The sequence below is a fragment of the Streptomyces sp. NPDC021562 genome (genome assembly GCF_040640875.1).
In the GTDB taxonomy this organism is placed as follows: Bacteria; Actinomycetota; Actinomycetes; order Streptomycetales; family Streptomycetaceae; genus Streptomyces.
Map to the genome: position 1 here is coordinate 204,282 of NZ_JBFACN010000008.1, position 26,562 is coordinate 230,843.

21 protein-coding genes and 1 pseudogene are annotated in these 26,562 nt (G+C 71.8%); 7 read left to right on the top strand and 15 right to left on the bottom strand.

Annotated features, from left to right (window positions below; genetic code table 11):
• Nucleotides 1–20: 20 nt before the first annotated feature.
• Nucleotides 21–662 carry a helix-turn-helix domain-containing protein gene (locus AB0G52_RS15025; protein ID WP_361336702.1) on the bottom strand — a complete coding sequence of 214 codons (642 nt, stop codon included), beginning with the start codon at nt 660–662 and terminating at the stop codon, nt 21–23.
• A gap of 99 nt (nt 663–761) precedes the next feature.
• Here AB0G52_RS15025 and AB0G52_RS15030 point away from each other — a divergent pair, with 99 nt between their 5' ends.
• A complete protein-coding gene (locus tag AB0G52_RS15030; protein WP_361336704.1) occupies nt 762–1,754 on the top strand; it encodes a 4,5-dihydroxyphthalate decarboxylase in 993 nt (330 codons plus the stop codon).
• Nucleotides 1,755–1,905: 151 nt separating this feature from the next.
• Nucleotides 1,906–3,417 (top strand): hypothetical protein, encoded by a 1,512-nt coding sequence (locus AB0G52_RS15035; protein ID WP_361336706.1) that lies wholly within the window; start codon nt 1,906–1,908, stop codon nt 3,415–3,417.
• A 63-nt stretch (nt 3,418–3,480) separates the two neighbouring features.
• On the opposite strand, the gene AB0G52_RS15040 is transcribed toward AB0G52_RS15035, so the two are convergent.
• Complete coding sequence (locus AB0G52_RS15040; RefSeq protein WP_361336707.1) at nt 3,481–4,554, bottom strand: FUSC family protein; 1,074 nt, start codon at nt 4,552–4,554, stop codon at nt 3,481–3,483.
• 61 nt (nt 4,555–4,615) lie between these two features.
• On the opposite strand from AB0G52_RS15040, the gene AB0G52_RS15045 reads away from it, so the two are divergent.
• Nucleotides 4,616–5,059 (top strand): MarR family transcriptional regulator, encoded by a 444-nt coding sequence (locus tag AB0G52_RS15045; RefSeq protein WP_132889763.1) that lies wholly within the window; start codon nt 4,616–4,618, stop codon nt 5,057–5,059.
• 44 nt (nt 5,060–5,103) lie between these two features.
• On the opposite strand, the gene AB0G52_RS15050 is transcribed toward AB0G52_RS15045, so the two are convergent.
• A complete protein-coding gene (locus AB0G52_RS15050; RefSeq protein ID WP_361336709.1) occupies nt 5,104–6,483 on the bottom strand; it encodes a hypothetical protein in 1,380 nt (459 codons plus the stop codon).
• A gap of 41 nt (nt 6,484–6,524) precedes the next feature.
• On the bottom strand, nt 6,525–9,536 hold the full coding sequence (locus AB0G52_RS15055; protein ID WP_361336711.1) for a glycoside hydrolase family 3 N-terminal domain-containing protein: 3,012 nt from the start codon (nt 9,534–9,536) through the stop codon (nt 6,525–6,527).
• A gap of 127 nt (nt 9,537–9,663) precedes the next feature.
• On the opposite strand from AB0G52_RS15055, the gene AB0G52_RS15060 reads away from it, so the two are divergent.
• Nucleotides 9,664–11,529: a ricin-type beta-trefoil lectin domain protein gene (locus AB0G52_RS15060; protein WP_361336713.1), complete on the top strand. Its 1,866-nt coding sequence runs from the start codon at nt 9,664–9,666 to the stop codon at nt 11,527–11,529.
• Nucleotides 11,530–11,645: 116 nt separating this feature from the next.
• Here AB0G52_RS15060 and cimA read toward each other — a convergent pair whose 3' ends face one another.
• From cimA to ureA, 5 genes are all read right to left on the bottom strand, one after another.
• A complete protein-coding gene (gene cimA, locus AB0G52_RS15065; protein ID WP_361336715.1) occupies nt 11,646–13,256 on the bottom strand; it encodes a citramalate synthase in 1,611 nt (536 codons plus the stop codon).
• 298 nt (nt 13,257–13,554) lie between these two features.
• Nucleotides 13,555–14,157, bottom strand: a complete 603-nt coding sequence (locus AB0G52_RS15070; protein WP_132889758.1) for a TetR/AcrR family transcriptional regulator — start codon at nt 14,155–14,157, stop codon at nt 13,555–13,557.
• Nucleotides 14,158–14,174: 17 nt separating this feature from the next.
• On the bottom strand, nt 14,175–15,209 hold the full coding sequence (locus AB0G52_RS15075) for an agmatine deiminase family protein (RefSeq protein ID WP_361336717.1): 1,035 nt from the start codon (nt 15,207–15,209) through the stop codon (nt 14,175–14,177).
• 9 nt (nt 15,210–15,218) lie between these two features.
• Nucleotides 15,219–16,931 (bottom strand): urease subunit alpha, encoded by a 1,713-nt coding sequence (locus AB0G52_RS15080; RefSeq protein WP_361336719.1) that lies wholly within the window; start codon nt 16,929–16,931, stop codon nt 15,219–15,221.
• Nucleotides 16,928–17,626, bottom strand: coding sequence for an urease subunit gamma (ureA, locus tag AB0G52_RS15085; protein ID WP_361336721.1), 699 nt, complete (start codon nt 17,624–17,626; stop codon nt 16,928–16,930). Before ureA ends, AB0G52_RS15080 begins: the two co-directional genes overlap by 4 nt.
• Nucleotides 17,627–17,779: 153 nt before the next feature.
• Here ureA and AB0G52_RS15090 point away from each other — a divergent pair.
• Nucleotides 17,780–18,281, top strand: a pseudogene (locus AB0G52_RS15090) (cytosine permease); the annotation flags it as partial.
• Between the two features lie 101 nt (nt 18,282–18,382).
• Here the strand turns inward: AB0G52_RS15090 and AB0G52_RS15095 are convergent.
• Complete coding sequence (locus tag AB0G52_RS15095; protein WP_132889754.1) at nt 18,383–19,471, bottom strand: branched-chain amino acid aminotransferase; 1,089 nt, start codon at nt 19,469–19,471, stop codon at nt 18,383–18,385.
• A gap of 237 nt (nt 19,472–19,708) precedes the next feature.
• Nucleotides 19,709–20,752: a 3-isopropylmalate dehydrogenase gene (locus tag AB0G52_RS15100; RefSeq protein ID WP_132889753.1), complete on the bottom strand. Its 1,044-nt coding sequence runs from the start codon at nt 20,750–20,752 to the stop codon at nt 19,709–19,711.
• 143 nt (nt 20,753–20,895) lie between these two features.
• Here AB0G52_RS15100 and AB0G52_RS15105 point away from each other — a divergent pair, with 143 nt between their 5' ends.
• Nucleotides 20,896–22,443, top strand: coding sequence for a metallophosphoesterase family protein (locus tag AB0G52_RS15105; RefSeq protein ID WP_361336724.1), 1,548 nt, complete (start codon nt 20,896–20,898; stop codon nt 22,441–22,443).
• Between the two features lie 78 nt (nt 22,444–22,521).
• Here AB0G52_RS15105 and AB0G52_RS15110 read toward each other — a convergent pair whose 3' ends face one another.
• Both AB0G52_RS15110 and AB0G52_RS15115 read right to left on the bottom strand, forming a co-directional pair.
• Nucleotides 22,522–22,653: a hypothetical protein gene (locus AB0G52_RS15110; RefSeq protein WP_132889751.1), complete on the bottom strand. Its 132-nt coding sequence runs from the start codon at nt 22,651–22,653 to the stop codon at nt 22,522–22,524.
• A gap of 264 nt (nt 22,654–22,917) precedes the next feature.
• Entirely contained in the window at nt 22,918–23,613 is a 696-nt protein-coding gene (locus AB0G52_RS15115; RefSeq protein WP_132889750.1) for an SDR family NAD(P)-dependent oxidoreductase, read from the bottom strand.
• A gap of 95 nt (nt 23,614–23,708) precedes the next feature.
• Here AB0G52_RS15115 and AB0G52_RS15120 point away from each other — a divergent pair, with 95 nt between their 5' ends.
• Nucleotides 23,709–24,611 carry a helix-turn-helix transcriptional regulator gene (locus AB0G52_RS15120; RefSeq protein WP_207921766.1) on the top strand — a complete coding sequence of 301 codons (903 nt, stop codon included), beginning with the start codon at nt 23,709–23,711 and terminating at the stop codon, nt 24,609–24,611.
• Between the two features lie 9 nt (nt 24,612–24,620).
• On the opposite strand, the gene pruA is transcribed toward AB0G52_RS15120, so the two are convergent.
• Both pruA and AB0G52_RS15130 read right to left on the bottom strand, forming a co-directional pair.
• Nucleotides 24,621–26,252 carry an L-glutamate gamma-semialdehyde dehydrogenase gene (pruA, locus tag AB0G52_RS15125; protein ID WP_361336727.1) on the bottom strand — a complete coding sequence of 544 codons (1,632 nt, stop codon included), beginning with the start codon at nt 26,250–26,252 and terminating at the stop codon, nt 24,621–24,623.
• 59 nt (nt 26,253–26,311) lie between these two features.
• Nucleotides 26,312–26,452: a hypothetical protein gene (locus AB0G52_RS15130; protein WP_361336729.1), complete on the bottom strand. Its 141-nt coding sequence runs from the start codon at nt 26,450–26,452 to the stop codon at nt 26,312–26,314.
• Nucleotides 26,453–26,562: the final 110 nt, after the last annotated feature.

The following is a 26,562-nucleotide window of genomic DNA, read 5'->3' on the forward strand; positions in this document are numbered from 1 at the left end:
CCGCCCGATCCGGGGAACGCTCACCGCGAGGCGGTTCCCGGGCGCCCGGCTCCGTCGAACATCCCCCGGACGGCGTCGTTGAATCCCGCCGTGTCGGTCAAGCCGAAGGCCACCCGCTGCAGCAGGAATCCGTGCAGCAGACCGACCAGCACCCGTGCGCCGCTCTCCGGCTCCACGGTGTGGACGACGCCCGCCGCCTGTCCGCGGCGCAGGGCGGCGGCGATGCTGCCGCGGACCCTTTCGAAGCCCTCCAGGGCGCGGGCGTGCACGCCGTCGTTGCGCAGCAGTTCCGACCAGGTCTGCACGACGCACTGCAGCAGTTCCTCGACCGGCACCACCTGCCCCGCGGCGTCCGTGACCGTCTCGGCACTCAGGGCCTGGAGGGAGGCGGCCAGCAGGTCGCCCAGGGAAGGGGCGTCAGCCGCCACGGCCACCCGCTCCATCGGCTCGAAGATCAGCCGGAAGGCGTCCGCGGCGATGGCCAGGATGATCTCCTCCTTGCTCGCGAAGTAGCGATAGGGAGCACCCGCGGAAACACCGGCCGCGGCCGCGATGTCCGGCATCGAGGTCGCATGGAAGCCGCCCCGCGCGAAACACCGGCGTGCTGCCGCCACGATCTCCGCACGCTTGGCTTCCCGACGCTCGGGCGTGATGCGCGGCATCGCCGACCTCCTCGAAGTGAATGAGCATTCATCTTGACACGGAACGCCATCGGGCACCATCGTAAAAATGAAAGGGCATTCACGGAAGTGAGGATCTCGATGAGCGGCGACCTGACCATCGGCACGTACCGGTACGAGCACACCGAGGCGCTCTTCGACGGCCGCGTGACGATCGACGGGGTGAACGCCACCCTGGAGACGGAGCCCCTGGTCTCGGACCTCTTCCGGCACATGCTCGAAGGCCGCTACGACGTGGCGGAACTCGGCCTGACCTACTTTCTGCGGACCTTCGACCTGGACGACGCGCCGTTCATGGCGCTGCCCGTCTTCCCGAACCGCAACTTCCGGCACTCCGCCGTCTTCGTGAACACCGAGGCGGGGATCGAGAAGCCGCAGGACCTCGCCGGCAAGACCCTCGGCGAGTTCGCGCTCTTCGGACACGACGCAGGCGTCTGGCCCAAAGGCATCCTGTCGGACGAGTTCGGCGTGACCGTCGACCAGTGCCGCTGGGTCATCGGCGGCACCAACCATCCCGTCCCCGCCTTCGACTGGCTCCCGCAGCCGGTGCCGGACGGCGTGCACGTGCGGCACGCCGACGACGGCCGGACCCTCGGCGCCATGCTCGAGTCCGGAGAGATCGACGCGCTCATCTCGGTCGACGTGCCGCAGGCCATGCTGCGGGGGTCGGCGAAGATCGCCCGGCTCTTCCCCGACTACGAGAACGTCGAGCGCGACTACTACCGGCGCACCGGGATCTTCCCCCCGATGCACATCGTCGCGGTCCGCAGGGACCTGGTGCACCGTACCGAGGAGCTGCGCTCGGTCTACCGCGCCTTCGTCAAGGCCAAGGAACTGGCCGAACGCAGGTACGTCGAGGACGCCACCAAGCAGCACATGAGCCTGGTGACCCCCTGGTTCAGCAGCCTGTTCGAACGCAACCGCAGCCTGCTCGGCGAGGACTGGTGGCCCTACGGCCTGCGCGCGAACCGCAAGGCGGTCGACACCTTCCTGCGCTACCACCACGAACAGGGCCTCTCCCAGCACCTGCTGACCAGCCGCGACATCTTCGTCCCCGAGTTCCTCGACACCTAGTCGCACCGGACCAGCACCTGTTCTTCGGCCGGCGGACGCCCGCGCGCAACCTTTCGCGGCCTTGGCGTGTCCACGTACTGTGCTGACACTACGTGGAACAACATGGCGGACGGCAGCCGCCGCCGCATGCGCGACTGCCCTCCTGGCGTTCGTGACCCCGGCCGCGCACGCCGCCGGGACGACGCTCGTCCTGGACGCCCAGCAGAACTACTACCTCCCCACCGAGGGCGAGGGCCCGAACCTGAACCTCGGTATCACCGCCTCGGGCGGGGACGCCCACGGCGTCTCGGTCGTGGTCGACGCGTCGTCCCTCGCCGGGAAGGCGACCATGGAGGTCACGGGGGACTGCGTGAGCACCGGCGCCCTCAAGGTGAGGTGCGACGTGGGCCCGCTGTCGGGCGGGGAGTCGATCGACCCCTTCTTCCTGAAGCCCACCGCTGCCGCCAAGGCGGGCGACACCGGTGCCATCGCCTACACCGCCACCGCCTCCGACGCGCCCACCGTGACGGGGAGGACGAACGTCCTGGTCGGCGGCCCGAAGCTCGTCACCCGGCCCTACCCGGCGCTGACGGGCATCGCCCCCGGCGCCGTCTTCGAGCGCACCCCGGCCTTCGCCGACACCGGCGCCGCCCCCGCCGACAAGGGCGTCATGCTGCTGGTGCAGGACTCCGACGGCGTCTCCCTCGCCCGCGCCCACTCCAACTGCCACTACTCGGACTCGCCCGACGTCGGCGCCTGGTGCCGGTTCGACACCCCGGTCGCGCCCGGCTCGGCCTACGAGACGGACACGCCGCTGCGCTACACCGCCGCCGCGGACACCATGTACGGCTACAACACCTACGTGGTGTGGCCGGTCGGCGGCACCGCGCCCGACTCCTTCGACCCGTCCGACTTCCCCAGGACGGGCACCGGCGCGCCGCTCGGCCTGAGGTCCGTCGCCGCAGGCTCCGGCTTCACCGGCTCCGGGTACGGCACCTTCGCCACCACCCAGCACGCCGACTACCAGGCGCTCGGTGCCACGGTCGAGGGCAAGGTCGGCGAGACGGTGAGCATCACCGTGGGCGTGCGGAACACCGGGCCGGGCCGGATGGGCTTCCAGTGGACGGACGCCGACAACTCCGGCACCTTCGTGGTGACCCCGCCCGCCGGCACCACCATCACCGGCGCCCCCGGCCCCGGCGAGCAGGGCGACCCCGGGCCGCTGTGGAACTGCACACCGCGGAAGGCCGGCGCGAAGAGCTACACCTGCGACATCGGCAGCACGGACTTCCGTCCCGGCGACTCCGTGACCCAGGAGTTCAGGGTGCGGATCGACCGGGTCGTCCCCGGCGCGCAGGGCAGCGTGCGGGCGGTGGCGAATCCCGCATACCCCAACCGTGACGACGACGCGGCGAACGACACCGCGGCGATCACGGTGCGGGCCACCGGCTCGGCGCCGTCCAGCCCGTCGCCCAGCACCCCCGCGTCCCCGTCGGCCACGGCCACCGCGGGCCCGTCCGGCTCCGGCACGGGAACCGGGAGCGGGACGGCGGCCGGCGGCGGGCTCGCCGCCACGGGCGCGGACGGGGTCCTGCTACGGGCGGCCATGGCCGTCCTGCTGGTGGCGGGCGGCACGCTGGTGTTCCGCACGGCACGCAGGTCGCGGCCACGGAGCGGCCGCTGACGCCCGGACCGGCACGGCGTCACCTCGCGAACTGCACGCCGCCCGGCATGCCGCCGGGCTGCGTCACGCCTGGGCGCGTCTCCAGGTGCGGGCCGGCCGCGGTGTGCCGGGGGCGGTTCGTTTCCGTACCGGCAGCAGCCACCAGGCCGACGCCACCGACAGGACCGCGCCCACCGCGATGCCTTCCAGGCGGACCGGCAGCAGGTGCTGTGCGTTCTGGCCGAAGTAGCCGAGGAGGAGGGAGAGGACGCAGGTCATGCCGGCGGCCCAGCAGGCGTAGGTGAGGGGGCGCAGCCACAGGGCGATCGCGAGGACCGTGAACATCAGGGCCACGGCCGTGTGGCCCGTGATGCCCAGGGCCGCCACGCCCGTCGCCAGGAGGGTGCCGACGCAGGCACCGACGAGCCGCTCGATCCCCTTGCGCAGTACGTCCGTTCGGCCGCGGTTGCCGCTCGCGGCGACGTACGCGGTCAGCACGACCCAGGGCCAGTGGTCGTCGAAGAGCAGGTCGCCCAGGGCGAAGGCGACGGCGATTCCGGCCGCCATCTGCAGGGCCATACGGGTGCTGGGGCGGGGGTGGAGACGGGAGCGGCGCGCGGGTGGAGCGGGGGCCGGGTCGGGGCGCCAGGGGCCGAAGCGGTCCGCCAGCCCCTGCACCAGCCACACCGCGCCGCAGGCCAGCGCCCCGATCAGTGCCGACCAGCCCCAGGTCATCAGTTCGCTCTGGGCCTCGGGCGGCAGCGCCGGGCCGGGGACGACGAGCAGGGCGACCAGGGGGAGGGCGATCAGGGTGCCGGCCTTGGTCGCGGCGGGACCGTAGCGGCGGATCCAGATGGCCAGCGCCATGCCGGCCGTGTAGACGGCGGCGCCGATCGGGTAGTGGGACGCGATCAGACGGCCGACGAAGATCGACGCGCCCGCCGTCACCGGCAGCAGCACCAGCGCGGTGAGCCGACGCCGGGTGTCCGCGGTGCGCTGGCTGCCGGCGAGGGTCAGGGGCAGGGCGCACGCGAGGACGAGGACGTCGGTGTGCAGCCCGGCCAAGTGCTCCAGCAGCAGGGCCGTGGACCAGCACAGCAGGACTGCGGTCATCGTCAGCGCCGCTTCGTACGCATTGCGTATCAGTTTTGCGGTCACTCCGAGGAGGATACGTGGTTCGAGACGCCTAGGTCATCAGCGTTCGCTTACTATATTCCGTATGGATCATGCCCTCCCCGACGATCACGCCCTGTCCGACGCCGCCCGCATCCGCCGTGCCCTGATCCGGCTCAGCCGTCGGCTCCGGCGGGAACGCGGGGACGGGAGCCTCAGCTCCAATCAGCTCGTCGTCCTCGGCCACCTGCACCGGCACGGCCGTGCGACACCCGGTGAGATCGCGGCGGCCGAACGGCAGCGGCCGCAGTCGCTCACCCGGGTCTTCGCCGAACTGGAGGCGGAGGGGCTGCTCAGGCGGGAGCCGGGGACCGTCGACCGGCGGCAGTCCCTGCTGAGCCTCACCGAGGACGGCCGGCGGGCGCTGGAGGCCGACATGGCACAACGGGACGCCTGGCTCGCCGAGGCGTTGCACACCCTCGGCGAGACCGAGCGGGGGGTGCTGCTGCTCGCCGCCTCGGTGATGGAGCGGCTGGGGGATCTCGAGTAGGACAGGACAGGGCCGGACCGGACCGGAGACGGGCCCGAGCCCGGTCAGAAGCCTCCGCCGAAGTCCCCGCTGTCCCCTCCTCCGCCGCCCCCGAAGTCGCCGCCGCCTCCGCCGAAGTCGCCGAAGTCCCCGGGGTCGAAGTTCGCGCCCGAGACGTCGCCACCCTGGTAGCCACCGGTGTCGAAGCCGCCGAAGTCGCCGTAGCCGGTGCCGTAGTCGGCCGCGTAGGCGGGCGCGGACATCCAGCCGCCCAGGGCGGTGCCGATGAGCAGGCCGGGCAGGATGCCGCCGCCGAAGTAGCCGCCCGCCCAGGGACCGTAGGCCGGGCCCGCGTCCCAGTAGGGGCGGCGGCCCAGGTCGGTGTCGACCTGGCGGACCACCGGGTCCCGGCCGTCGGCCAGCCGGGCGGCGTCGGCCGCGCAGACCGGTACGTCACGGGGCGCGCCGCCGGGCGGGGTCCAGGTGGCGTCCGTGACCGAAGGGCCGTGCCGGGGGTCGAAGAAGCACGGCGGGCGGCGCTCCGGGAGCGGGGTTCCGGTCCGGCGGGCGGCAAGCTGGGCGAGCGAGAACCGGCCGTCCTCCAGGGCCTCGGTGACCGCGCGGACGTCCTCCGGCCGCCGGGCGTCGGCCATCGCCGCCTTCGCCTGGTCGTAGGCGTTCAGCGCCCGCTCGTAGTCGGCCCGCATCGCGTCGTCCGCGCCGGACTCGGCCGGGTGGAAGTCGAGCCGGTCCAGTTCCTCGCCGAACGCGGTGATGTCCTCGTCCACGACCACCCGGAGCCGGTCCAGCGCGGCCCGCTGCTCCTGCTCGTGGCGCCGGCGGCCCCGGCGGACCAGCGCGTACGCGCCCGCCCCGCCGGCCACGACCACGGCGCCGAGCGCGATCAGCGCCGTACTGGAGACTCCGGAGCCGCCGGTGCTGCCGCCGCCCCAGCTCGCGGGGGCCTTGCCGCCCATGTCGGTCAGGGCGCGGTCGGTGAAGTCGGTCAGCTGGGCCTTGGCGCTCTCGCCCTGGACGCTGGTGACCAGGTTCCGCACGGCCGTCCTGGGCAGGACCGAGGAGTCGGCGCGGGCGTCGAAGCGGTCGCCGAGGCGGACGGCGTAGAGGCCGGTGACGCCGGTGGCGGTGCGCAGGTTCGTGAAGAGGTCCTTGGTGGGGTAACCGGCGGGCAGGACGGCGACGAACAGCGGTTTGTCCGCGTCCTTGATCTGCCGGGCCAGCGCGTCGGCGTCGGCCGTGGAGAGCTGGGCGGCGGCCGCCGGGTCGACGTACACCGGGTTCTTGCGCAGGGCGTCGGCGACCGCCGAGACGCCGGTGGCCGCGCTCGCCCGTGGGACGGGCGCGGCCAGGGCGACCAGCGCCAGCGCAAGGGCCAGGAACAGCAGCCCCGGGAGGCTTCGGGTGGTCTGTCGCACCGCGTTCATGGTTCGAAACTACCCCGAAGCCTCCCTGGAGCGCTGTCCTCCTAGGCCGCTCGGTAGGCCTCCGTCAGCTTCTCCACCGCCGCCGCGTACCTGCCGGTCAGCAGCAGGTGGTCGGCGTCGGCGAAGGGCTTCGAGACGGCCGCCGTGACGGCCTGCCCGATCTTCGCCTGGACCAGCAGCCGGGCCTGGGTGACCGCCTTCCGGCCCGCCGGTCCGGAGCCCGAGCGCTCGGCGGCCCTCGCCGCCGCGCCGAGCGCCCTCAGGGTGGCCTCACCGCCCTGGGGCGCCTTGGTCAGTGTGGTCAGGCCCCAGCCGTACGGGTACTGCGGGTCGTACGAGGCGTCGCCGACGTTGATCGGCAGCTGCGCCTCCGCCTTCGGCCAGGTGACCGGGAGCTGACCGGTGAAGGCCTTCCTCCCGTAGAGCACGTCGGCCACGCCGTCGCCCTCGGTGCCCGGCAGCCAGGACGCCACCAGGGCGTCGATCTCGCCGAGCCGGTCGCCGACGAGCTGCGGGCGCCCGGAGACGACCAGCACCGCGCACTTCATGGCCGCGCACACCTTGTCCACGGCGGCCCGGTCGGCGGCGGACAGGGCGAGGTCGTGGCCGTTGCCGACGTCGCCGACACCCTCGGCGTAGGGGGTCTCGCCGACGACGACCACGCCCACGTCGTAGCCGGAGGTGGGTGCCGAGGCGTCCTTGGAGTAAGTGACGTCTCCCCCGGCGTTCTTCATGCCCTGGAGGATGGTGGTGCCGGTGGTGTGGGTGCCGGACTGGCCCTGCCAGGTGATGGTCCAGCCGCCGGTCTGATTGCCGAGGTCGTCGGCGTTGGAGCCGGCGACGTACACCTTCTGCGACTTCTTCAGGGGCAGGACGCCGTCGGAGTTCTTCAGCAGCACCTGCGACTCGGCGGCCGCCTCGCGGGCGACGGCCCGGTGCCTGGCGGAGCCGATCTTCGAGGCGTTGCCCGTGTCGGCGTACGGGTGCTCGAAGAGGCCCAGCCTGAACTTCTGGGTGAGGATGCGGGACACCGCGTCGTCGATGCGCTGCTCGCTGACGGTGCCGGCCTTCACCTGGTCGATCAGGGTCTTCGTGAAGTCCTGGTAGCTGTAGGGCACCATCATCATGTCGACGCCCGCGTTGACGGCGGTGCTGACGTGGGAGGCGTAGTCGCCGGGAAGCTGGTCGATGGCGTTCCAGTCGCTGATCACGAAGCCCTGGAAGCCCATCCGGCCCTTGAGCACCCCGGTGATCATGTCGGCGCGGGCGTGCATCTTCACCGGGCCCCGGCCGTCGCCGACGATCTCCAGCGAGGAGTACGACGGCATGACCGTGCCGACGCCCCGGTCCACGGCCGTCCGGAACGGCGCCAGGTGGATGGCCTCCAGCTGCTGCCGGGTGACCGTGGTGACGCCCTGGTCGATGGTGTACGTGCCGGTCGTGGAGGAGCCGTAGGCGGTGCCGCCGTCGCCGACGAAGTGCTTGGCGGTGGCCAGGACCTTGTCGTCGTCCTTCAGGTCACGGCCGTCCGCGCGCCCCTGGAGGCCCTGGATGACGGTCTCCATGGACTGTACGAGCGCCGGGTCCTCGCCGAAGGACTCGTAGGAGCGGCCCCAGCGTTCGTCACGGCTGACGCAGAGGCAGGGGGCGAAGTCCCAGGAGACGCCGGAGGCCCGGACCTCGGAGGCGGTGACCGCACCGGCCTGCTCGGCGAGTGCGGGGTCGCGGGTGGCGCCGATGCCGATGTTGTGCGGGAAGATCGTGGCACCGGCCAGGTTGTTGTGGCCGTGGACGGCGTCGGCGCCGTAGAGGAGCGGGATCTGGAACCGGGTGGCCTGCGCTTGGAGCTGGAAGTCGTCGATCATCCGCGCCCAGGCCGCGGCCGTGTTGGGCGTGGGGGTCGAGCCGCCGCCGGAGAGCAGCGAGCCGAGGTCGTAGGCGGCGACGTCACCGCCGGTGCCCACGGCTCCGCGCTCGGCCTGGGTCATCTGGCCGACCTTCTCCTCCAGGGACATCCGGGAGAGGAGGTCGGCGACCCGCTTGCGCACGGGCAACCTGCTGTCCAGGTACGGCAGTCCGTGCGCGTCGATGACGACCTGCGGGGTCTCGGCGGGGGCCTTGGCGCCGGTGACCGTGAGCTTCAGCGGGACGGTCTCGGCCGACTCGGCCGAGCGGCCCTTCAGCGTCGGCACCTTGATGGTCCGGGTGGCCCCGGAGGCCGTGCCCGCCGGGAAGGTGACCGTGCCGGAGACCGCCTTGTAGTCCTTGCCGGGCTCGGCGGTCCCACCCGTCGTCTCGTACGCCACGGTGACCGGGTCGTCGATCGGGGCGGAGCCGGTGGTGGCGACGGTGACCTTCACGGTCGCCGTGGAGCCCTCCTTCACCGGGTAGACGGCGGCGTCCGTGGTGACCGACGCGCGCAGCGCCTGGTCGGCCTTGCCGTAGAGCTCCACGTCGTCCATGGCGAACCGGCCCTTGATCCCGACGGGGAGGGTGACCGCGTAGCCCCACATCCGGGTCAGGCCGAGGACGTGGTCGATGCCGCCGACCGGCTGGTAGTCGGTCCGGTAGACGAAGTCGGTGAACGGTATCTCGATCTGCTTCCAGCCGGTGAAGTCGTCGGTGAAGGACGTCGTCCACAGCTCGGAGGCCTCGCCGTTGGCCCCGCCGTCCTTGATCTCGAAGGCGATCTTCTTGCCGTTGTCCTGGCCGTCCCACCAGAAGCGGATGCCCTTGTGGGCGGACCAGTCGTGGGCGGGCTCGGTGGCGGCGAAGTCGTGGGTGAAGCCGCCGTAGCCGCTGATGTCGTAGGTCCCGGCGAGGACCTTGGCTCCCTCGGGGGCGTCGGCGCGGTCGGCGAACCGGAGGGCGGGCGGGTCGTCGCTGTCGCCTCCCCAGGTGAAGATGCCCTCGGCGGGCTGGGAGGCGAAGGGGACCTCGCCCTCGAAGCGGTCGACGGGGGTGGGGGCCGGGTCGTCGGCGGCACTGGCGGCGGACAGGGGGATCAGGGCGGCGAGCAGTGCGGTGGAGACGAGCAGGGCGGCTCTTGGCATGGACCTTCCCTCGACTCTCTGGTTCACTCGGGGCTCTCACAGTTCACTCATGGCTTAGATCACGCCGTGAGTTAACTAACGGCTCGCGCACCCGTCAAGACGTCCCGTCAGGAAGGGCGATGTGCCCATGAGAAGAACCCCCCACACCCTGCGCCTGCTGCTGGCCGGACTGCTCACCGCGGCCGGCTTCAGCGTCTTCGCGCCCCCCGCGCACGCGGCCGGCGAGCAGGTCACCGCGTACCTCACCACCACCGACGACTCCGCCGGACGCCATGTCACCCGCGGGCTCCAGGCACAGACGCCGTTCGCCTTCTCCGCCGGGACCGGGGGCGGCGGCACGAACATCACCGTCGACGAGAACACCCGGTACCAGACCTTCACCGGCGGCGGCGCGTCCTTCACGGACACCGCGGCCTGGCTGATGAACAGCAGCGGGGCGCTGTCCCAGGCCACCCGGGACGCCACCATGAAGAAGCTGTTCTCCCCCACGGACGGCATCGGACTGTCCTTCCTGCGCAATCCGATGGGCGCCTCGGACCTGGCACGGTACGGGTACACGTACGACGACGTACCCGCCGGGCGGACCGACCCGAACCTCAACAGCTTCTCGATCTCGCACGACCTCGCGGACGTCGTGCCGCTCACCAGGCAGGCGCTCCAGCTGAACCCCTCCCTGACTGTCATGGCCTCGCCATGGACGGCGCCGGCCTGGATGAAGGACAGCGGCTCGCTCAACGGGGGCTGGCTCAAGGCGGAGGACTACGCCGCCTACGCCGCGTACTTCGTGAAGTACCTCCAGGCGTACCAGGCGCAGGGCGTGAAGGTCTCCTACGTGACCCCGCAGAACGAGCCGACCTGCTGTTCCGGCTACCCGTCGATGAGCTGGAACGCCTCCGGGCTGCAGTACTTCCTCAAGAACGACCTGCTGCCGCAGCTCCAGTCGGCCGGGCTGTCCACCAAGGTCCTCGCGCACGACTGGAACTGGGACGTGTACGACTCGTACGCGGCCGCCCTGGTCAACGACTCGACGATCCGCAACCACCCGAACTTCGGCGGGATCGCCTGGCACGGCTACGGCGGTGACGTCTCCGAGCAGACCACCGTGCACAACCAGTACCCGACACTGGACGCCTTCGGCACCGAGCACTCCGGCGGCACCTGGATCGCGAACCAGCAGAAGGAGGACATGTCCAACATCATCGACTACACCCGCAACTGGGCGAAGTCGGTGACGAAGTGGTCGCTGGCCGTGGACCAGAACATGGGCCCGCACAACGGCGGCTGCGGCACCTGCACGGGTCTGGTCACCGTGCACAACGGGGACGGCGCGAGCGGCACGGTCGACTACACCGTCGAGTACTACGACATGGGCCACCTGACCAAGTTCGTCCGGCCCGGCGCGCAGCGGATCGCCTCCACCGCGTCCACCACCGTGCCGAACGTGGCCTGGCGCAACCCCGACGGCTCGAAGGCGCTGATCGCCTACAACGACTCGTCGAGCGCGCAGACGGTGACCATCAACTGGGGCTCGCAGCACGCCACCTACGCGCTCCCCGGCAAGACCTCGGCGACCTTCACCTGGTCCGGCACCCAGTCGGGCGGCGGCGGCCGGACCGGCGCGTTCGTGGGGCTCGCGGGCAAGTGCCTGGACGTGGCGGGCGGTTCGACCGCGAACGGCACGGCCGTCCAGCTCTACGACTGCAACGGCTCCACCGCCCAGCAGTGGACCGTGCAGTCCGACGGGTCGATCCGGGCGCTCGGGAAGTGCCTCGACGTGACGTCGGCGTCGACGGCGGACGGCGCGAAGGTGCAGTTGTACGACTGCAACGGGACCGGGGCGCAGCAGTGGTCGTACAACTCGTCCACCGGTGACGTGGTGAACACGGCGGCGAACAAGTGCCTGGACGTCACGGACAACTCGTCGGCGAACGGGGCCAGGGCGCAGATCTGGTCGTGCACGGGCGCCGCCAACCAGAAGTGGAACCTGCAGTAGCCGAACCGACCCAGGGGGCTCCGCCCCCTGGACCCCCGGGCCCTCGCCCACCCACCACCCGACCCGGTCGGGAGAAAGGTGAGGGGCGGGGGCGGTGACAGGTTTTCGGGTTCCGGCTACTCGGCCGGCTCGACGCCCGCGCGCAGCAGGCCGTAGGTGTACGCGTCCTCCAGGGCCTGCCAGGACGCGGCGATCACGTTCTCCGCGACGCCGACCGTGGACCATTCGCCGCTGCCGTCGGAGGTGGAGATCAGCACCCGGGTCGTGGACTCGGTGCCGTGCTTGCCCTCCAGGATGCGGACCTTGTAGTCCACCAGGTCGAGCTTGGCCAGCTGGGGGTAGATCTTCTCCAGGGCCACCCGCAGCGCCCGGTCGAGGGCGTTGACCGGGCCGTTGCCCTCCGCCGTGGCGACGATGCGCTCGCTCTTGGCCCAGAGCTTGACCGTGGCCTCGTTGGCGTGGGTGCCGTCGGGGCGGTCCTCGACGATGGCCCGCCAGGACTCGACGCGGAAGTAGGACCGCGGCCTGCCCTCGACCTCGGCGCGCAGGAGGAGTTCGAAGGAGGCGTCGGCCGCCTCGTAGGTGTAGCCCTTGAGCTCGCGTTCCTTGACGCGTTCCACCACCCGGCCGACCAGTTCCCGGTCGCCGCCGAGGTCGATGCCCAGTTCCTTGCCCTTGAGCTCGATGGAGGCACGGCCCGCCATGTCGGAGACCAGCATGCGCATGGTGTTGCCGACGAGGGAGGGGTCGGTGTGCTGGTAGAGGTCGGGATCCACCTTGATGGCGGAGGCGTGCAGGCCGGCCTTGTGGGCGAAGGCCGAGACGCCCACGTACGGCTGGTGGGTGGAGGGGGTGAGGTTGACGACCTCGGCGATGGCGTGGGAGATGCGGGTCATCTCGCGCAGCCGGCCGTCGGGCAGCACCTTCTTGCCGTACTTCAGCTCCAGGGCCGCGACCACCGGGAACAGGTTGGCGTTGCCGACGCGCTCGCCGTAGCCGTTCGCCGTGCACTGCACGTGGGTGGCGCCCGCGTCGACGGCGGCGAGGGTGTTGGCGACCGCGCAGCCCGTGTCGTCCTGGGCGTGGATGCCGAGCCGGGCGCCGGTGTCGGCGAGGACGGTGGAGACCACGGCGTTGACCTGGGCGGGGAGCATGCCGCCGTTGGTGTCGCAGAGGATGACGACGTCGGCGCCGGCGTCCGAGGCGGCGCGGACGACGGCCTTCGCGTACTCGGGGTTGGCGCGGTAGCCGTCGAAGAAGTGCTCGCAGTCGACGAAGACCCGGCGGCCCTGGTCCCGGAGGAAGGAGACGGTGTCGCGGACCATCTCCAGGTTCTCCTCGAGGGTGGTGCGCAGGGCCAGCTCGACGTGCCGGTCGTGGGACTTGGCGACCAGCGTGATCACCGGGGCGCCGGATTCCAGCAGCGCCTTGACCTGGGGGTCCTCCGCCGCCTTGGCGCCCGCCCTGCGGGTCGCCCCGAAGGCGACGAGCTGGGCGTTCCTGAAGTCGATCTCCTGCTGGGCACGGGCGAAGAACTCGGTGTCCCTGGGGTTGGCGCCCGGCCAGCCGCCCTCGATGAAGCCCACGCCGAAGTCGTCCAGGTGCCGGGCGATGGCGAGCTTGTCCGCGACGGTGAGGTTGATGCCCTCGCGCTGCGCGCCGTCGCGCAGCGTGGTGTCGAAGACGTGGAACGAGTCGTCGAGCTCGCTGGTTTCCGTCTCGGTCATGGTCTCAAGGCTCCTGATGTCGAATCTCGGTCGTACCGGAATGACCGGCTCCACCGTGCCTCCATGGTCCCTCGCGCCTGCCTCCCGGCTGAAGGTGGGCCGGAAAACGAAAAAACCCCTCGCGGGTGCGAGAGGTCTGCGCGCGGGTCGAGGACGACGATGGCCACCCGTACCTGGTCGTACGTGGTGGTCACTGCGGACCGGCGCGCCTGCTGCCCATAATCATGGCGAACGAGAGCACGGGGGCAGTCTGGCACAACCGTGTCCCCGGCTCACTCACCGTCTCAGGATGCGGTCGTCATGCCGGGTGTCGCACGAGATCCGCTTCCAGGAACTCCCGTACGTGACCGAGGGCCCGGGCCCGGTCCGTGCCGCGCAGGCCGATCGCCACGTGGATGGAGAAGCCGTCGAGCAGGGCGCGCAGCCGGGTGGCGAAGCGGTCCGGGTCGACCGGGCGGAACTCGCCCGTGGACACGCCCTCCGCGAGCAGCGCCACCAGGTCGCGGTGCCAGGCGCCCTCGATGGCGGCCTGCCGGTCGCGGGCGGCCTCCTCGGCGTTCTGCGAGCGGTTCCAGACCTCCAGCCAGAGCGTCCAGTGCGGGTCGCGGTGCCCGTCGGGCACGTACAGGTCGACGTAGGCGTCGAGGCGCCCGCGGGCGGTGCCGGGCCGGGTGAGCAGCCGGCCGCGCTCGGCGCCCAGCCGGCCCTCGCTCCACTCCAGGGTCTGGAGCAGGAGTTCGTCCTTGGAGTGGAAGTAGTAGAGGAGGTGGCCGCTGCTCATCCCGACCTCGCGGCCGAGGGCGGCCATGGTGAGCTTCTCCAGACCCCGGTCGGCGATCATGGTCATGGCGGCGGCGAGCACGTCCTCGCGGGGCGGGGCGTTCCTGCGCGCACCGGCCATGTTCCGCTCCTGGTTCCCTAGATCTTCGGCTGCTGCTGGGTGATGCAGTGGATACCGCCACCGCCCGCGAAGATCGTACGGGCGTCCACCAGGGTCACGGTCCGCTCGGGGAAGAGACGGCGGAAGATCCCGGCCGCGGTCTCGTCGCGCGGGTCGTCGAAGCCGCACAGCACGACCCCGCCGTTGCAGAGGTAGTGGTTGATGTAGGAGTAGTCGGCCCAGTGTCCGTCGGCCTCCAGGACGGTCGGCGCGGGGACCTCGACGACCTCCAGGGCGCGGCCGCGGGCGTCGCTCGCGGACCGCAGCAGCCCGATGACCTCCTGGGTGACCTCGTGGTCGGGGTGGGCCGGGTCCGGCTGGTGGTGGGCGACCACGACGCCGGGGCGGGCGAAGGCGGCGACGATGTCGACGTGGCCGAGGGTGCCGAAGCCGTGCGGGGGGTAGTCACCGGTGAGTCCGCGCGGCAGCCAGATCGCCTTGCGGGTGCCGAGCATCCCGTGGATCTCGGCCTCGACCTCCTCGCGGGTCCAGCCGGGGTTGCGCTCGGGGCCGAGCTGCACGGTCTCCGTCAGCAGGACCGTCCCCTCGCCGTCGACGTGGATCGCGCCGCCCTCGTTGACCAGCTTCGAGGCGTACGTCCGGGCGCCCGCGAGGTCCGCGACCTGGGCGGCGATCTTCGCGTCGTGCTCCCAGCGGGCCCAGTGCTGGGCGCCCCAGCCGTTGAACGTCCAGTCCACGGCGGCGAGTTCCCGCCCGTCGGTGAGGAACGTGGGGCCGATGTCCCGCATCCAGGCGTCGTCGAGGTCTCGCTCGACGGTGTCGACGCCGGGGCCGAGCAGCGTCCGCGCCTGCGCCGACTGACCGGGGCCGCACACGACCGTCACCGGCTCGAAGCGGAGCACCGCGCGGGCCACCGAGGCCCAGGCGATCCGCGACAGGCGCAGGTCGTCGGGGTCGTCGAAGGTGGGGTTGGGGCCCGGCCACGCCATCCAGGTGCGCTCGTGGGGGGTCCACTCGGCGGGCATCCGGAAGCCGTCGGAGGCAGCAGTCATCGGTGATCCTCAGAGGAAGTACAGGCGGTTGAGGGAGACGGATTCGGCGGGCTCGGAGCGCAGCGGTTCGCCGTCGAGGGTGACCAGGCCGGTGCGCTGGTCGACGTCGACCGCTCCGGTACGGGAGTTGCGCCGCAGGTCGGCCGGGCCGATGCCGCGGGTGCCGCGGACGGCGACCCGGCGGCGCCGGGTGGGCAGGGTGTCGTGGCCCTGGTCGAGGGCGGCCTGCGCCACGAACGCGACGGAGATGTCGGCGGGGGTGGCGCCGTGCGCCCCGAACTGGGGTCCCAGCACGAGGGGCTGGCAGGTGTCGGTGGCCGCGTTCGGGTCGCCGGTGACGCCGAAGGCCGGGAAGCCGGCCTTCAGCACCAGCTGCGGCTTGGCCCCGAAGTACTCCGGGCTCCACAGCACGATGTCGGCGAGCTTGCCGACCTCGATCGAGCCGACCTCGTGCGAGAGGCCGTGGGCGATGGCCGGGTTGATGGTCAGCTTGGCCATGTACCGCAGCACGCGCTCGTTGTCGTGGCCGTCGTCCGGGGCACCGAGCTCGGCCTTCATCTTGCCGGCCATCGCGAAGGTGCGGCGGACGGTCTCCCCGGCCCGGCCCATGCCCTGCGCGTCGGAGGAGGTGATGCCGATCGCGCCCAGGTCGTGCAGCACGTCCTCGGCGCCCATGGTGCCGGCGCGGATGCGGTCGCGGGCCATGGCGGCGTCGCCGGGCAGGTCGGTCTTCAGGTCGTGGACGGAGACGATCATCCCGTAGTGCTCGGCGACCGCGTCCCGGCCGAAGGGCAGCGTCGGGTTGGTGGAGGAGCCGATGACGTGGGGGACGCCGGCCATCTTCAGCACATTGGGGACGTGGCCGCCGCCGCAGCCCTCGATGTGGAAGGCGTGGATGGTGCGGCCCTCCAGCACCCGGAGGGTGTCCTCGACCGACAGGCACTCGTTCAGCCCGTCGCTGTGCAGGGCGACCTGGACGTCGTGGTCCTCGGCGACCCGCAGCGCGGTGTCCAGGGCCCGGGTGTGGGCGCCCATGTCCTCGTGCACCTTGAAGCCGCACGCGCCGCCCTCCGCCAGCGCCTCCACCAGCGGCGCCGGGTGCGAGGACGAACCCCGGCCCAGGAAGCCGATGTTGACCGGCCAGGCGTCGAAGGCGCCGAACGCGTGCTTCAGCGCCCAGGGCGAGTTGACGCCGACGCCCCACACCGGCCCGAACTCCTGCCCGATGATCGTCGTGACACCGGAGGCCAGCGAGGCCTCCATGATGCGCGGCGACAGCAGGTGGACGTGCGTGTCCACGGCCCCGGCGGTGGCGATGAGCCCCTCGCCGGACACGATGGACGTACCGGTGCCGACCACGACGTCGACTCCGTCGAGGGTGTCGGGGTTCCCGGCCCGCCCGATCGAGCAGATCCGCCCCTCGCGGATGCCGATGGAGACCTTCCGGATGCCCAGCACGGCGTCGATGACGACGACGTTGCTGATCACGACGTCGCAGGTCTCGCGCACGGCGGCGGCCTTGAGGTGCAGCCCGTCCCGGGCGGTCTTGCCGAAGCCGGCCAGGAACTCGTCCCCGTAGCGCTGGGAGTCGTCCTCGACGCGGATCACGAGCCCCGAGTCCCCGAGGCGGACGCGGTCGCCGGCGCGGGGGCCGTGGGTGGCCGCGTACTCGTGCGGGGTGAGGCGGCGCGCCTCGGCGGGGTGGCCTCCGGGGCGGCTCATCGCCCGGTCTCCTGCTCTCGAATGCCCAGGTACCCGCAGGCGGCGGCGCGGCGCAGCGCCTCCTCGCGGGCGCCGGGCGCGTCCAGCGGCCCGTCGACGAGCCCGGCGAAGCCGATGGCGACCCGCTCGCCGCCGATCGGCACGAGGCCGACCTCCAGCGAGTCCCCCGGCCCGAACCGCACGGACGACCCGGCCGGCACGGCGAGCCGCAGGCCGTAGGCGGCGGCGCGGTCGAAGTCGAGGCGCGGGTTGGCCTCGAAGAAGTGGAAGTGCGAGGTGACGGAGACGGGGACGGCCGCGGTGTTGGTGACGGTCAGCCGGACGACCGCCTCGGGGTCGGCGTGCTCGGGCCCCGGCAGCAGCGCGCCGGGCGCCTCCTCACCCAGTCCCCCGCCCCCGATCGGGTCGGTGACCACGGCGAGCCTGGACCCGTCGTCGAAGACGGCCTCGACGTGCACCTCGGTGACGACGTCGGCGACGCCGGGCAGCACGTCGGCCGGGCCGAGGACGGCGCGGGCCGCCTCGATCGCCTCGGCGAGCCGCTTTCCGTCCCGGGCGGCCTCGCAGACGGTGTCCGCGATCAGCGCGGTGGCCTCGGGCACGTTGAGCCTGAGGCCCCGCGCGCGGCGGGCACGGGCCAGCTCGGCGGCTCCGAAGAGCAGCAGCCGGTCACGTTCCGTGGGCGTCAGTCGCACGTCCGGCACCTCCTTCGCTTCCTCTTACCTCGCTCAACTTAGAGCAACACTCTAAACACCGGATCACGAGAAGGAAACCATTGACATCGTCCGCCGGGTCACCCACATTGAACGTCGCTCTAACATTTGGGCGGCCGTCGAAGGAGACCAGCCATGCCGATAGAACAGCGCGGAGCGTGGGGGAGCACCAGCGGTCCGAAGGATCTGGTCTCGATCCTGCTCGGCTCCAACCTCTGCCTCGGCGTGATCGTCTTCGGCTGACTGCCGCCGTCCTTCGGGCTCGGCTGGTGGGCGTCGGTGAGCGCGATCGTGGCGGGCACGCTGATCGGCACGGTGTTCACGGCCCCGCTGGCCCTGGTCTCCCTGCGCACCGCCACCAACCTCTCCACCTCCTCCGGCGCCCAGTTCGGGGTGCGCGGGCGGCTGGTCGGCTCGGTGGTGGGCCTGCTGCTGGCCCTCGGCTACACCGCGCTGACCGTGTGGATCGGCGGCGACGGTGGCGGGCGCGGTCTACGGCTACCGGGTGCTGCTCGCCATGTCCAAGGTCCTCGCCGTCGGCATGACGGCCCTGCTGCTTCTCGGGGTCCTCGCCTACGCCCCGCACTTCACCACCGCCGCGCTGCCGGAGGCGGGCGGCTACCTGCTGGGCGGCTTCGTGGCACCGAACGCCGGCTTCAGGCCGGTCCACCACGTCGTAGGAGGCACCTCCCCCGTACGGGGGAGGTGGTACGCGTCGGACGGTCGACCGGAGGTCGATCAGCCGAGCTGGTGCATCCAGCCGTGCTTGTCCTCCGCCGTGCCGCGCTGGATGTCGAGGAGCGCCTCGCGGAGCCTGAGGGTGACCTCGCCGGGCTCGCCGCCCGACTGCTGCCACTCGGCGCCGGTCCGCTTGACCGTGCCGACCGGGGTGATCACGGCGGCCGTGCCGCAGGCGAAGACCTCGGTGAGGGTGCCGTTCTCGGAGTCGCGCTGCCACTGGTCGATGGAGACCCGGGCCTCCTCGGACTCGTAGCCGAGGTCGCGGGCGACGGTCAGCAGGCTGTCGCGGGTGACGCCCTCCAGGATGGACCCGGACAGGGTGGGGGTGACGATCTTGTTGCCGTACACGAAGTACAGGTTCATGCCGCCGAGTTCCTCGACCCACTTGTGCTCGACCGCGTCGAGGTAGCAGACCTGGTCGCAGCCCTGGGCGGCGGCCTCGGCCTGGGCGAGCAGGCTGGCCGCGTAGTTGCCGCCGGTCTTGGCGTCGCCCATGCCGCCGGGGACGGCGCGGACCCGGTCCTCGGAGGCCCAGATGGAGACCGGCTTGACGCCACCGGGGAAGTAGGCGCCGGCCGGGGAGGCGATGACCAGGAACAGGTACTCGTTGGCCGGCTTGACGCCCAGGCCGACCTCGGTGGCGATCATGAAGGGACGCAGGTAGAGGGACTCCTCGCCGCCGTGCGCCGGGACCCAGTCCTTGTCCTGCTGGACCAGGACGTCACAGGCCTCGATGAAGGTCTCCACCGGCAGCTCGGGCATGGCGAGGCGGCGGGCGGAGCGCTGGAAGCGCTTGGCGTTCTGGTCGGGCCGGAAGGTGGCCACCGAGCCGTCGGGGCGGCGGTAGGCCTTCAGCCCCTCGAAGATCTCCTGGGCGTAGTGCAGGACGTTGGTGGCCGGGTCGAGCGGGATCGGCGCGTACGGGACGAGCTGGCCGTCGTGCCAACCGCGGCCCTCGGTCCACTTGATCGTCACCATGTGGTCGGTGAAGTGGCGGCCGAATCCGGGGTGGGCGAGGATCGCCTCGCGCTCGGCGGCGGCGGTCGGGTGCGCGGACGGCTTGAGCTCGATCGTGGGCGTCGTCATGAGTGGTAGTCCTTCACCGGTTGTAGTGGTGGCCGCGCTCACACCCTTGTCGTAGGACGTCCGAGCATTCCCTCATACCGCGGCTTCGCGTTCGATTATCGCGCGGGGGCCTGGGCGGAAGGAATCGGGGTGAAAGCGGACCCGGGGTTGATGGTGGCACCCGGTGGCAGGCACGGGGAAGCCGCCGGGTGCGTGTGCGACCCGGCGGCTTCTTGACGGAGGGAGAAGCCCGGCGGGTCAGCCGGCTACTCGTACGGCCAGCGCGTCGCCGATCTCCGAGGTGGAGCGGGCGGGCTTGCCCTGGCGTTCGGTGAGGTCGGCGGTGACCGCCTCCTCGACACGGGCGGCCTCGGCCTCGTAACCGAGGTGGCGCAGCAGCAGGGCGACGGACAGGACCGTGGCGGTGGGGTCCGCCTTGCCCTGGCCGGCGATGTCGGGCGCGGAACCGTGGACCGGCTCGAACATCGAGGGGAACTCGCGGGAGGGGTTGATGTTGCCGCTCGCCGCGACGCCGATGCCGCCGGAGACGGCCGCGGCGAGGTCGGTGATGATGTCGCCGAAGAGGTTGTCGGTGACGATGACGTCGAACCGGGCCGGGTCGGTGACCAGGTAGATGGTGGCCGCGTCGACGTGGATGTAGTCCGTGGTGACCTCGGGGAACTCCTCGGCCACCTTGTTGAAGATGTTCGTCCACAGGTGCCCCGCGAAGGTGAGCACGTTGTTCTTGTGGACCAGCGTGAGCTTCTTGCGGGGGCGGGCCTGGGCGCGGGCGAAGGCGTCCCGGACGACCCGCTCGACACCGTAGGCGGTGTTGACGGACACCTCGGTGGCGACCTCGTGCTCGGTACCCTTGCGGATGGTGCCGCCGTTGCCGGTGTAGGGGCCCTCGGTGCCCTCGCGGACCACGACGAAGTCGATCTCCGGCTCGCCGGCCAGCGGGGTGGCGACACCGGGGAGCAGTTTCGACGGACGCAGGTTGACGTGGTGGTCGAAGGCGAAGCGGAGCTTCAGCAGGAAGCCGCGCTCCAGGACGCCGGACGGGACGCTCGGGTCGCCGATCGCGCCCAGCAGGATGGCGTCGTGCTGCTTCAGCGCGTCGAGGTCGGCGTCGGTGAGCGTCTCACCGGTGGCGTGGTAGCGCCGGGCGCCGAAGTCGTACTCCTTGGTCTCCAGCTTCACATCCTGCGGGAGGACGGCGGAGAGGACCTTGAGGCCTTCGGCCACGACTTCCTGCCCGATGCCGTCACCGGGGATCACTGCGAGATCGATGCTGCGAGACATGCACAGCACCGTACTCCTCGTCCCATGGGATGACACGCACCGTCCGTCATGCGGACACCCGGAGGGGGGCGCCACTCACCCCGTCACCCGGCGTTCACCCGCATGCAGGGCGGTTGTTGACGTGTGCTGGGCATCTTTGCGGCATGGACGTCCCCGACTTCGGCATTCCGCCGCGCCTCGCGGCCCGGATGAGCATGGCCGAGCAGTACGAGTATCTGCGCACCCGGCTGGTGAGCCGCCGCACCCTGGTGTCGGCGGGCGCGGTGGCGGGCGGCGGTCTGCTGGCCGGATGCGCGGCGAGGTCGGCGAGTCGGGCGCCGGCCACCTCGGCGGTCCGGGGTGCGGCGGTCCCGCCGTTCGGCCGCCATCTCGCCTTCGGCGCCGACCCGAGACGGCAGATGCGGATCTCCTGGCAGGTGCCCTCCCCCGTCCGCAAGCCGTTCGTCCGGATCGGGACCCGGCCCGACGACCTTTCCCGGCGCGTCGACGCGGAGGTGCGGCAGCTGCGCACGCCCGGCGTGCGGGGCGTGCGCCCGGTGGTCGAGCAGTACTACCTGCACGCGGCGGTGGACGGCCTCGCCCCCGGCACCACCTACTACTACGGCGTCGGCCACGAGGGCCTGGACCCGGCCGCCCCGGCCCACCGCTCGGCCGTCGCCCCCTTCCGCACCGCGCCGGCGAGTCCGGAGCGGTTCGTGTTCACGGCCTTCGGCGACCAGGGCGTCAGTCAGGCGGGCCGGGCGAGCGACCACGCGCTGCTGCGGCAGAACCCGGCCTTCCACCTCCACGCGGGTGACATCTGCTACGCCGACGGCAACGGCGCCGGGAAGACCTCGGACGGCTACGACGCCCGCGAGTGGGACCGGTTCCTGCAGCAGAACGACCCGGTGGCGCGGTCGGTGCCGTGGATGGTGACGACCGGCAACCACGACATGGAGGCCTGGTACTCCCCCGACGGCTACGGCGGCCAGTACGCCCGCTTCGCCCTCCCGGACAACGGCTTCGACCCGCGCGGGGCACCGGGCGTGTACGCGTTCACCTACGGCAACGTCGGCTTCGTGGCGCTGGACGCGAACGACGTGTCGTACGAGATACCCGCCAACCTCGGTTACAGCGGCGGCCGGCAGACGGCGTGGCTGGAGCGGAAGCTCAAGGAGCTGCGGACGGCCGGGGACGTGGACTTCGTCGTGGTCTTCTTCCACCACTGCGCGTACTCGACGTCCTCGCACGCCTCCGACGGCGGCGTGCGGGCGGCCTGGCTGCCGCTGTTCGACCGGTACCAGGTGGACCTGGTGATCAACGGACACAACCACGTCTACGAGCGCACCGACGCGGTGCGGGACGGCCGGGTCGGCCGCGCGGTCCCGGTCGGCGGCTCGACCGACCCGACCCGGGACGGCATCGTGCACGTCACGGCGGGCGGCGGCGGGCGGGCCCTGTACGCGTTCCCCTCCGGCGTGCAGGACAGCTACGAGGGGCACGTCACCCGGCACGACGCGGTGGACAGCTTCCACTGGACCGAGGGGCAGCACAACGCGGCCGAGACGGTGGAGTGGTCGCGGGTGCGGTACACCGGCTTCTCCTTCCTCAAGGTCGAGGCGGAGGCGGGTGCCGGCCCGCGGCTGAAGGTGTCGGCGCTGGCCCAGGACGGGGCCCGGATCGACCACTTCGAGATACGCCGCGGCGGCTGATCCCGGAGTACGGCGCGGCGGTCCCGGCCGCGCCGTACCCCGTGCGGGTGCGGCTCCCGATCAGAGGACCGCTGCCGGTCAGTGGCCCGTCTCACCGCCGTTGTCACGGCGGTCGAGGGCGCGCTGGAGGGCGGCGGCTGCGTTCTTGCGCTCGGAGTCGCTCGTGCGGGACACGTGGCGGACTCGGCGGCGGACGGTCGTCTCGGCCATGGGAATCGACTCCTTCGGCATACGTGGAGTACGGCAGGGGGGTTACGAGACGCCGGAAGGGGCGGGGAGCGAAGGCCGCAGGGGTTGCCTGCACGGGGCCCGGCTCACGACCGCCATTCGCTTGATCGAGCGAGACGTTCGGCTCCTACAAAAGTAAGGGAGCGGCCCGCCTCTGTCTGCACAATTACTCGGACTTCCTACTATCTGAGACGGCGAGGTCGGCCGTCCGGCCCTGACCGGGCCTTTCGGCGAACCGCGCGCCGACTACCAGGGGACCGGACCGTGCCGGTCGATGAACCGGCCGGTGCCGGCGCCGGCCGGTTCGGTGGCGAGTCGGACGATCGCGTCGGTGCCCTCGGTGACGGTCTGCGGGCCGCTGTGGGCGTTGAGGTCGGTCGCCGTGTAGCCGGGGTCGACGGCGTTGACGCGGATGTCCTTGAAGGCCTTGGCGTACTGGGTGGTGAGCATGACCAGGGCCGCCTTGGAAGAGGTGTAGAGCGGTGCCACGACGGTGGACTCGACCCGGTCCGGGTCATGGGTGACGGCGACCGACCCCAGTCCGCTGCTGACGTTGACCACGACCGGGTCCGCCGACCCGCGCAGCAGCGGCAGGAACGCGGTGGTCGTGCGGATCACGCCGAAGAGGTTGACGTCGAAGACGGCGAGGGCGTCGGCGGCGGTGAGCCCGGCCGGGTCGGCGCCCGGTTCGGCGACACCGGCGTTGTTGACCAGGACGTCGATCCTGCCCTCGTGGGCGGCGACGTCGGCGGCCGCGGCGGCGACCGAGGCGTCGTCGGTGACGTCGATCCGCACGAACCGCGCGCCGAGGGCGTCGGCCGCGGCGGCGCCCTGCTCCGGGTCGCGGGCGCCGACGAGCACGGTGTGGCCGAGCTCGACGAGACGGCGGGCGGTCTCCCGGCCGAGCCCCTTGTTGGCTCCGGTGATGAAGGTGATGGTCATGGCTCGATCCTGCGCGCCGCCCGGACGCGCTGCCAGGGACGCCCGGACCGTAGGAACGGCGGTACCAGGATCGCGGAGGAGGCAGGATGGCGGACATGACCGGGAAAACGACGACCGACCTGGGGACCACCATCCGAGCCTGGCGGGAGCGGCTGTCCCCGTCGGACCTGGGACTGCCGGTCGGCCCCGCCCGGCGCGCGCCGGGACTGCGCCGCGAGGAACTCGCCGAACGCGCGGGGGTGTCCGTCGACTACGTGGTCCGCCTGGAGCAGGGCCGGGCCACGGCACCCTCCGGACAGGTGGTCGCCGCACTCGCCCGTGCCCTGCGGCTGACCCGCACCGAGCGGGAGCACCTCTACCGCATGGCGGGGCTGCTGCCCCCGGACGACGGCCCGATCCCCGACCGGCTCCCGCCGGGCGTGCACCGCGTGCTGAACCGGCTCGGGGACGTCGCGGTCGCCGTGTTCACCGCGCACTGGCAGATGCTGTGCTGGAACCCCGCCTGGGCCGCGCTGCTCGGCGACCCGTCGGACATCCCGCCCGAGCTGCGCAACCTCGCCCGCGAGCGGTTCCCGGTGGGCGGCGAGGCGGCCCGGCTCTCGGCGTGGCCGGTACGGGTGGCGAACGGCGACGACTCCGACCTCGCGATCGTGTCGGACCTGCGCCGGGCCACCGGCCGCTTCCCGCACGACGCCCGGCTGGCCGACCTGATCCGCGAACTGGCCCGGGGCAACGAGCGGTTCGCCCGGCTCTGGGCGAACGGCACGGTGGCCGCCCACCGCGAGGACCGCAAGACGGTCGAGCATCCGGAGGTCGGGCCGGTGGAGGTGGACTGCGACGTCCTCACGGACGGCGACTCGGAACTGAAGATCGTGATCCTGTCGGCGGCGCCGGGCAGCTCGGACCAGGCCGGGCTGTGGGCGCTGTTCCGGCCGTGGGAACGGGGCGGGAAGCCTGCTCGTGGGTCAGGCTTCCCGCCCCGTGCTCGGGTGGAGTGACGGCGGGGGTCAGCCCATGTGCGGGTACGTGTAGTCGGTCGGCGGGACCAGGGTCTCCTTGATCGCCCGGGTCAGGGTCCAGCGCAGCAGGTTCTGCGGGGCACCGGCCTTGTCGTTGGTGCCGGAGGCCCGGCCGCCGCCGAAGGGCTGCTGGCCGACGACGGCACCGGTCGACTTGTCGTTGATGTAGAAGTTGCCGGCCGCGTAGCGGAGCTTCTGCATCGTGTACGCGGCGGCCGCGCGGTCGTTGGCGATGACCGAACCCGTCAGCGCGTAGTCCGACACCGACTCCATCTGGGTCAGCATCTCGTCGTACTTGTCGTCCTCGTAGACGTGCACGGCGAGGAACGGGCCGAAGTACTCGGTGCGGAACACCTCGTTCTCCGGGTCGTCGCAGACGACGACCGTCGGGCGGACGAACCAGCCGACCGAGTCGTCGTAGGAGCCGCCCGCCACGATCTCGCAGGACGGGTCGGTCTTAGCCCGGTCGATCGCGGCCTTGTTCTTGGCGAAGGCGCGCTCGTCGATCACGGCGCCGAGGAAGTTCGCCAGGTCGGTGACGTCACCCATGGTCAGGTAGTCGACCTCGGCGGCGAACTCCTCGCGGAATCCGGAGTTCCAGATGGAGGCCGGAATGTAGGCGCGGGAGGTGGCGGAGCACTTCTGGCCCTGGTACTCGAAGGCACCGCGGGTCAGGGCGGTCTTGAGGACGGCCCGGTCGGCGCTCGGGTGGGCGACGAGGAAGTCCTTGCCGCCGGTCTCGCCCACCAGGCGCGGGTAGGTGCGGTACTTCTCGATGTTGGCGCCGACCGTCTTCCACAGGTACTGGAAGGTCTTGGTGGAGCCGGTGAAGTGGATGCCGGCCAGGTCCCGGTGGTTCAGGGCGACCTCGGAGACCTCGATGCCGTCACCGGTGACCAGGTTGATGACGCCCTTGGGCAGACCGGCCTCCTCCAGCAGCTGCATCAGCAGGACGGCCGCGTGGGTCTGGGTAGGCGACGGCTTCCAGACGACGACGTTGCCCATGAGGGCGGGGGCCGTCGGCAGGTTGCCCGCGATGGCGGTGAAGTTGAACGGCGTGATCGCGTAGACGAAGCCCTCCAGGGGGCGGTGGTCCATGCGGTTCCAGACGCCCGGGGAGTTGGCCGGCGGCTGCTCGGCCAGGATCTGGCGGGCGTAGTGGACGTTGAACCGCCAGAAGTCGATCAGCTCGCAGGGCGTGTCGATCTCGGCCTGCTGGGCGGTCTTGGACTGGCCGAGCATGGTGGAGGCGGCGAGGGTCTCGCGCCAGGGGCCGGAGAGCAGTTCGGCGGCGCGCAGGATGATCGCGGCACGGTCGTCGAAGGACATCGCGCGCCAGGCGGGCGCGGCGGCGAGGGCGGCGTCGATGGCGTCCTGGGCGTCCTGCCGGGTGGCGTGACGGCCGGTGCCGATGACGGACTTGTGGTTGTGCGGCTGCACCACCTGGAAGGGCTCGCCGCCGCCGAGCCGCTTCTCGCCGCCGATGGTCATCGGCAGCTCGATCGGGTTCTCGGCGAGCTCCTTGAGCTTCGCCTCCAGGCGGGTGCGCTCGGCCGAGCCGGGGGCATAGCCGTGCACCGGCTCGTTGACGGGGGCGGGGACCTGGGTCACAGCGTCCATGGGTTCCGTAACTCCTTGTACGTGAGCGGGTGTTGAGGCTTGTCGAGCGGGGGTGGGTCTCAGCCCTTGCTGACCATCGAGCGCAGGAAGAACCGCAGGTTCGCCGGCTTCTCCGCCAGCCTGCGCATACTGTGCCTGCCCGGGGGCCACCCCCCGGACCCCCGGCCGAAGCCGCGGCACAGGTCGGTCGCATCAGTCATGAGTGATCATGCTCCGCAGGAAGAACCGCAGGTTCGCCGGCTTCTCCGCCAGCCTGCGCATACTGTGCCTGCCCGGGGGCCACCCCCCGGACCCCCGGCCGAAGCCGCGG

Coding starts and splice junctions, on each gene's coding strand:
- AB0G52_RS15105 (WP_361336724.1), top strand. CDS start 20,896: ATGGACGTCCCCGACTTCGGCATTCCGCCGCGCCTCGCGGCCCGGATG.
- AB0G52_RS15045 (WP_132889763.1), top strand. CDS start 4,616: ATGGATCATGCCCTCCCCGACGATCACGCCCTGTCCGACGCCGCCCGC.
- AB0G52_RS15060 (WP_361336713.1), top strand. CDS start 9,664: ATGAGAAGAACCCCCCACACCCTGCGCCTGCTGCTGGCCGGACTGCTC.
- pruA (WP_361336727.1), bottom strand. CDS start 26,252: ATGGACGCTGTGACCCAGGTCCCCGCCCCCGTCAACGAGCCGGTGCAC.
- AB0G52_RS15075 (WP_361336717.1), bottom strand. CDS start 15,209: ATGACTGCTGCCTCCGACGGCTTCCGGATGCCCGCCGAGTGGACCCCC.
- AB0G52_RS15030 (WP_361336704.1), top strand. CDS start 762: ATGAGCGGCGACCTGACCATCGGCACGTACCGGTACGAGCACACCGAG.
- AB0G52_RS15115 (WP_132889750.1), bottom strand. CDS start 23,613: ATGACCATCACCTTCATCACCGGAGCCAACAAGGGGCTCGGCCGGGAG.
- AB0G52_RS15095 (WP_132889754.1), bottom strand. CDS start 19,471: ATGACGACGCCCACGATCGAGCTCAAGCCGTCCGCGCACCCGACCGCC.
- AB0G52_RS15130 (WP_361336729.1), bottom strand. CDS start 26,452: ATGACTGATGCGACCGACCTGTGCCGCGGCTTCGGCCGGGGGTCCGGG.
- AB0G52_RS15120 (WP_207921766.1), top strand. CDS start 23,709: ATGACCGGGAAAACGACGACCGACCTGGGGACCACCATCCGAGCCTGG.
- AB0G52_RS15025 (WP_361336702.1), bottom strand. CDS start 662: ATGCCGCGCATCACGCCCGAGCGTCGGGAAGCCAAGCGTGCGGAGATC.
- AB0G52_RS15080 (WP_361336719.1), bottom strand. CDS start 16,931: ATGAGCCGCCCCGGAGGCCACCCCGCCGAGGCGCGCCGCCTCACCCCG.
- cimA (WP_361336715.1), bottom strand. CDS start 13,256: ATGACCGAGACGGAAACCAGCGAGCTCGACGACTCGTTCCACGTCTTC.
- AB0G52_RS15100 (WP_132889753.1), bottom strand. CDS start 20,752: ATGTCTCGCAGCATCGATCTCGCAGTGATCCCCGGTGACGGCATCGGG.
- AB0G52_RS15070 (WP_132889758.1), bottom strand. CDS start 14,157: ATGGCCGGTGCGCGCAGGAACGCCCCGCCCCGCGAGGACGTGCTCGCC.
- AB0G52_RS15055 (WP_361336711.1), bottom strand. CDS start 9,536: ATGCCAAGAGCCGCCCTGCTCGTCTCCACCGCACTGCTCGCCGCCCTG.
- AB0G52_RS15110 (WP_132889751.1), bottom strand. CDS start 22,653: ATGGCCGAGACGACCGTCCGCCGCCGAGTCCGCCACGTGTCCCGCACG.
- AB0G52_RS15050 (WP_361336709.1), bottom strand. CDS start 6,483: ATGAACGCGGTGCGACAGACCACCCGAAGCCTCCCGGGGCTGCTGTTC.